The organism is Streptomyces sp. OfavH-34-F, from assembly GCF_022347745.1.
Classification (GTDB): domain Bacteria; phylum Actinomycetota; class Actinomycetes; order Streptomycetales; family Streptomycetaceae; genus Streptomyces.
Map to the genome: position 1 here is coordinate 1 of NZ_JAKRGC010000390.1, position 5,060 is coordinate 5,060.

At 73.7% G+C, this 5,060-nt stretch carries 2 protein-coding genes and 1 pseudogene; 1 reads left to right on the top strand and 2 read right to left on the bottom strand.

Features of this window, described 5'->3' with window-relative positions:
- Window positions 1-2,380 (bottom strand): nitrate- and nitrite sensing domain-containing protein (locus MHW47_RS31715; RefSeq protein WP_239227313.1); only part of this gene is annotated, 2,380 nt, incomplete at its 3' end.
- Window positions 2,381-2,807: 427 nt separating this feature from the next.
- On the opposite strand from MHW47_RS31715, the gene MHW47_RS31720 reads away from it, so the two are divergent.
- Window positions 2,808-3,245: a hypothetical protein gene (locus tag MHW47_RS31720; protein ID WP_239227314.1), complete on the top strand. Its 438-nt coding sequence runs from the start codon at window positions 2,808-2,810 to the stop codon at window positions 3,243-3,245.
- Between the two features lie 6 nt (window positions 3,246-3,251).
- Here MHW47_RS31720 and MHW47_RS31725 read toward each other — a convergent pair.
- A pseudogene (locus tag MHW47_RS31725) lies at window positions 3,252-5,060 on the bottom strand (hypothetical protein); the annotation flags it as partial.

The window sequence follows — 5,060 nt, forward strand, 5'->3', positions numbered from 1 at the left end:
CGCGGCCCGCCCGGTCCACGCGGCGGCCGTGGTCGGCGACGAGCGTCGGCGGGCGGTGGCGCCGGGGCAGCGGCCTGGCCCCGGCCGGGTGCAGGGCCCGTACGCCGTCGTCGTCGGCCTGCTGGTGCTGTTCGCGGTCGCCGTCGCGGCGCAGGGCGCGGGCGCGGAAGAGGCCGCCGCGTTCGCTCTCGGTGTCCTCCAGGTCGGACACGCCGTCGAGGAGGGGGTCGAGGCCGGGGCCGGTGACCGCTTCCAGGAGCGGGTCGCGGGTGAAGTCCAGCGGCTCGTCGCCCTCCAGCTCGACGGGCCCGTTGAGCAGGGCGGGGTCCATCAGCCCGGTGGGGACCGGCGAGAGCCCGCCCGGCCGGCCGGGGACGGTGTCCTCGCCGGTCTTCTCCGGGCGGCCGGCCGCGCCGCCGGGCCTGCTGCTGGCGATGGCCTTCTCGGACCTGCGGTCCAGCCGGAAGCCCGTGCCGTGCGACTCGGGGGCGTCGGTGAGGAGCGCCGCGGGGATGAACACCACGGCGGTGGTGCCGCCGTACGGGGAGGGCTGGAGGGAGACCCGGACGTTCTGGCGCTGGGCGAGCCGGCTGACCACGAAGAGGCCGAGGCGGTCGGTGTCGGACAGTTCGAACTCGGGGGTCTCGGCGAGCCGGAGGTTGGCGTCCAGGAGGACGTCCGGGGCCATGCCGAGCCCGCGGTCGTGGATCTCCAGCGTGAAGCCGTTGGCGACGCGTTCGCCGTGCACCTGGACCCCGGTGTGCGGCGGCGAGAACACGGTGGCGTTCTCCAGGAGTTCGGCGATCAGGTGGGTGAGGTCGGCGACGGCGGGGCCGCCCACGCCGATGCGGGGCAGCCGGCGGACCTCGATCCGCTCGTAGTCCTCGACCTCGGCGACGGCGGCGCGCACCACGTCCATCAGCTGGATGGGCTTGCGCCACTGCCGGGAGGGGGCGGCTCCGGAGAGGATCACCAGACCCTCGGCGTGCCGGCGCATGCGGGTGGTGAGGTGGTCGAGGCGGAAGAGGTCGGCGAGTTCGTCGGTGTTCTCGGTTCGGCGCTCCATGGCGTCCAGGAGCGTCAGCTGGCGGTGCAGCAGCACCTGGTTGCGGCGGGCGAGGTTGACGAAGACCTCGGAGACGCCGCGGCGCATGTCGGCCTGCTTGACGGCGGCCTCGACGGCGGCGCGCTGGAGGGTGTTGAGGGCTTGGCCGACCTGGCCGATCTCGTCGCGTTCGTATTGCAGGTGCGGGGACTCGGTCTCGACGTCGACCTGTTCGCCGGCGGCGAGGCGGCGCATCACGCTGGGCAGGCGGACGCCGGAGACCTCGTGGGCGTCCTTGCGGAGCCGGGAGAGGTCGCGGACGAGTTCCCGGCCGATGCGCACGGAGACGAAGACGGAGACGAGGAGGGCCAGGAAGCCGAGGACGCCGGCGATGCCCGCCTTGATGAGGATGCCGTAGCCGGCCGGTTTGCCCCGGTCCCTGAGACGGTTGTTCATCTCGGTGGAGTCGTTGGCCAGCCGGTCGAGGGCGGCCGGGGCGACTTCCTGCCAGCGGGCTGCGTCGGCGGTGCGCGGGCCGGTGGTGGGCCCCGCGCCGATGATCTTCTCCTCGGCGGAGCGCAGCGGTTCGCTGTCGGGGCCCCGCCAGTACTCCTGGACGCGGCGGCGCTCGGCGGCCGGGAGGAGGTCGAGATTGGTCTCGTACAGCATGGTGCGCTGGGCGACGAGGTCGGATATCTGGCGGAGTTCGGGGGCGGTCAGCCGGCCGGCCAGCAGGCCCGAGGCGACCAGGGCGTCCTCGCGGGAGAGCATTTCGCGGGCGCGGGATAATCCGGTCAGGGCGCGGAACTGCTGGTCCATGGAGACGTTCTCCATGGTGCGCAGACCGGAGAGGAATCGGTAGGACGGGTCGATCAGCCGGTTGTAGTAGGCCATCGCCTTGAGCCGGCCGATGGTGCGTTCGTCGACGGAGTCGCGCAGCGCGCCGAGGCCTTCGGCGGCGCCGAGAATGGTGTTGAGCTGGTTCTCCGCGGTGGCGCCGAGCGCGTCGCGGACGTCCTTCTCCTTGGCGCCCCTGCTGACTTCGGCCACGACGCGGTCGGTGGCGGCGCGCTGCCTGCGCAGCGCGGGCAGGGCGTCGGAGGCGCGCGGGTCGGCGAGGAAGACCAGGGTCTGGCGGCGCTCGCGCTGGATGACCCGGACGGTGTCCTCCAGGGGATGGCCCACCTTGTCCACCACGGCGCTCGCGCTCAGCAGTTTCCCGGCCTCGCGGCCGGTGAGGTAGGTGGTGAATCCCCACAGGGCGGTGAGGGAGACGAGCGGCACCACGAGCAACGCCACGATCTTCCTGCGGATGGACTTTCCGCGAAAGCGCATGGCCTCTCCCAGGTCATCCCCGCCGGTTCGGGGATGGGCTTCGTCAACAAACGGCGCGAGCCTACTACTGACGCACAGACAACTCGAAGGGATGTCCGGACGATTTTCGGCCGCCTTACCGGGAGTTGACCATGGCTTGTCCCGGTATTCCGGGAGATGAAATTCACGAAAGCGACAGAAGAGCCCCTGAGGAGTGGCACGTTCCTCCACAACCCGGTTGGCTGGAATTCTTCGTTTCGTGCGGGGTGGGCGGAATCTTCCCCCTCGGTCACTCGTCTGTCTGTACGGGGGTAGAGGGGCTGAAGGGGCACGCTCGGGCGGACGGGACGGACCGTCCGCGTAGAAAGGGTGTATGCCGGGCAGCAACCCTGAAGTCGGACAGCGGTGGGAGTGAACGGCCTTGGACACACAGGAGCGTGGGAGCGCGGTGGGACGCACGGGGGACGCGGACGGGCGGCGGGAGGGGGCGGCGGTGCCCCGGCAGCCGCTCTGGATCGAGGAGCCCGCGCTGCGGCGGCGGATGCCGGACCCGGTGCGGACGGCGGCCGTGCGCGCGGTGCTCATCATGGCGCTGACGATGATTCTGGCGATGGTGGCGTTCCTGACCGCGCTCGCCGGGTCCTGGCTCTCCTTCCCGATGGTGCTGAGCGGCGTGGCGAGCACGGTGGTGGCGACCTGGGCGGTGCTGGACGTCTGGATCACCCGCCAGGTGTGGAACCAGCGCAACGGCGTGCTCTCCGAGCCGAGCAGCTCGGCCCGGGCCCTGCGCCGCGAGCGGCGCAGGGCGAAGCGCGCGGCCCGCGCCGCGCGGCGGGACGCGGCGCGGATGGACCGCGGAAGCGCGAAGCGCCTCTCGCGCGCCTGACGCCCCCTAGGACGCCGTACGGGGCTCCGCCGCGTCCGCCGCGGTCTCCGTCGCGTCCGGGGTCCTCGGGGCCGGGGCGGCCCGCTTGAACATACGGGTGGCGGTGATCTCGCCGTGCACCGTCTCGGTGCCCGGCTCCTGCTGCGGCAGGCCGGGCCGCAGGTGCTCCTCGACGCTGATGTACTTCAGCCCGGCCCGCAGGTCCGCGTCGTTGCGCAGCCGGATGACCAGGGGGAACTCGGCGAGGGCCGTCGTGTCGAACAGGCCGGTGGTGTACAGCAGCTGTACGCCGAGCGCGTCGGCCACCGCGCGCTGGAGCTCCAGCAGGTAGGTGGCGTTGGCCCGGCCGATCGGGTTGTCCAGGAACAGCGTGCCCGCGTGCCGGTGCTGGGCCCGGTCGCGGCCCCGGTCGTTACTGCGCAGGGCGGCCATCGTGCAGTACAGGGCGATCGCGGCGGTGAGGAGCTGCCCGCCGGAGAAGACGTCGCCCATCTGCCCCACGGGCACGCGCTCGGCCCGCAGCACGGCGTCCGGCTTGAGGATCTCCACGGCGATGCCCTTGGGCTCGAGGGCCGCCTGCACCCCGCGCAGCAGCAGTGACATGCCGTCCCTGCGCAGGTCGGAGTTCTTCCGCAGGGCGGCCCTGGTGGCCTCGTCGATGACGACCCCGAGCCGTTCGGTCAGCGTGGCCTGATCGGGCTCCTCGAAGCGGATACGGAGGAACTCCTGCCCGGACCACTCCCCCAGGCCCTCCGGGAGCCGGGAGAGCCGCTGGGCGGAGCGGAGCGTGGTGAGCGCGGACTCCACCAGGCCGCGGAGCCGGTCCACGATGGAGTCGCGGTTGCGTTCCAGCTGGGCGAGTTCGTCGGTGAGGACCCGCAGCCGGGGCGCGAAGGCGGCGGCCCACTTCTCCGCGTGTTCGGGGAGCGCGGCGGCGGGCAGTTCGCGGATCTGCTGCCGGGCCGGGGTGCGGACCTGCTCGTAGCGCGTGGAGTTGGCGTGCCGTACGAGGACGTCGCTCGCCTCCCGGACGGCCGCTTCGGCGGCGGACAGGTCGGCGGCGCAGCCGCGCAGGGAGCGGCGGGCCTCGGCGGCGGACCGGCGAGCCTCCTCCAGGCCGCCGGGGTACGGCTCGGGCTCCTCCGGGTCGTCGTCGGCGCCGTGGTCCCTGAGGAGGTCGCGCAGCAGGGCGGCGGTCTCGTCGAAGCCGCCCGCCGCGTCCTCGGCGGTGCGGTGGGCGTGCAGCAGTTCGGCGTGGGCGGCGCGGGCGGTGTCCAGGGCGGCGTTCGCGGCGGCCAGTTCGGCGGTGGCGGTGCGCAGGAGGACCTGGGCCTGGTCGGCGTCGGCGGGCACCCGGTCCTCGGGCAGTTCGGTGTGCGCGCTCTCGCCGTCCGCGGGGGCCAGGCGTTCGGCCTCGCCGCGCAGCCGGCCGAGCTGCTCGCTGGCGGTGGAGGCGCGGGTCTCCAGGAGCTGGACGAGGGATTCGGCGCGCGCGGCCGCGGCCTGCCGGGAGGGGCCGTCGGCGCCGTCGGTGCCCTCCAGGAGCTGGGCGGCGCGGGTGCGGACCTTGTTGGTGAGGCGGTCCAGTTCGGCGAGCGCGGCGCTCTCGTCGCTCTCGGCGCGGGCCTGTTCGGCGCGCAGGTCGGCGCCGACGCCGACCTTCTCGTAGAGCTGGGAGGCCGCCCGGTACGCCTCGCGCAGGGCGGGCAGGGCCTGGCGGGGGGCGTCGCCGTCGGGTTCCGGGAGGTGCTCGGGGGCGCCGGCGATCTCGGCGCGTTCGGCGCGCAGGGCGCGGGCGGTGCGGCGGGCGTCGTC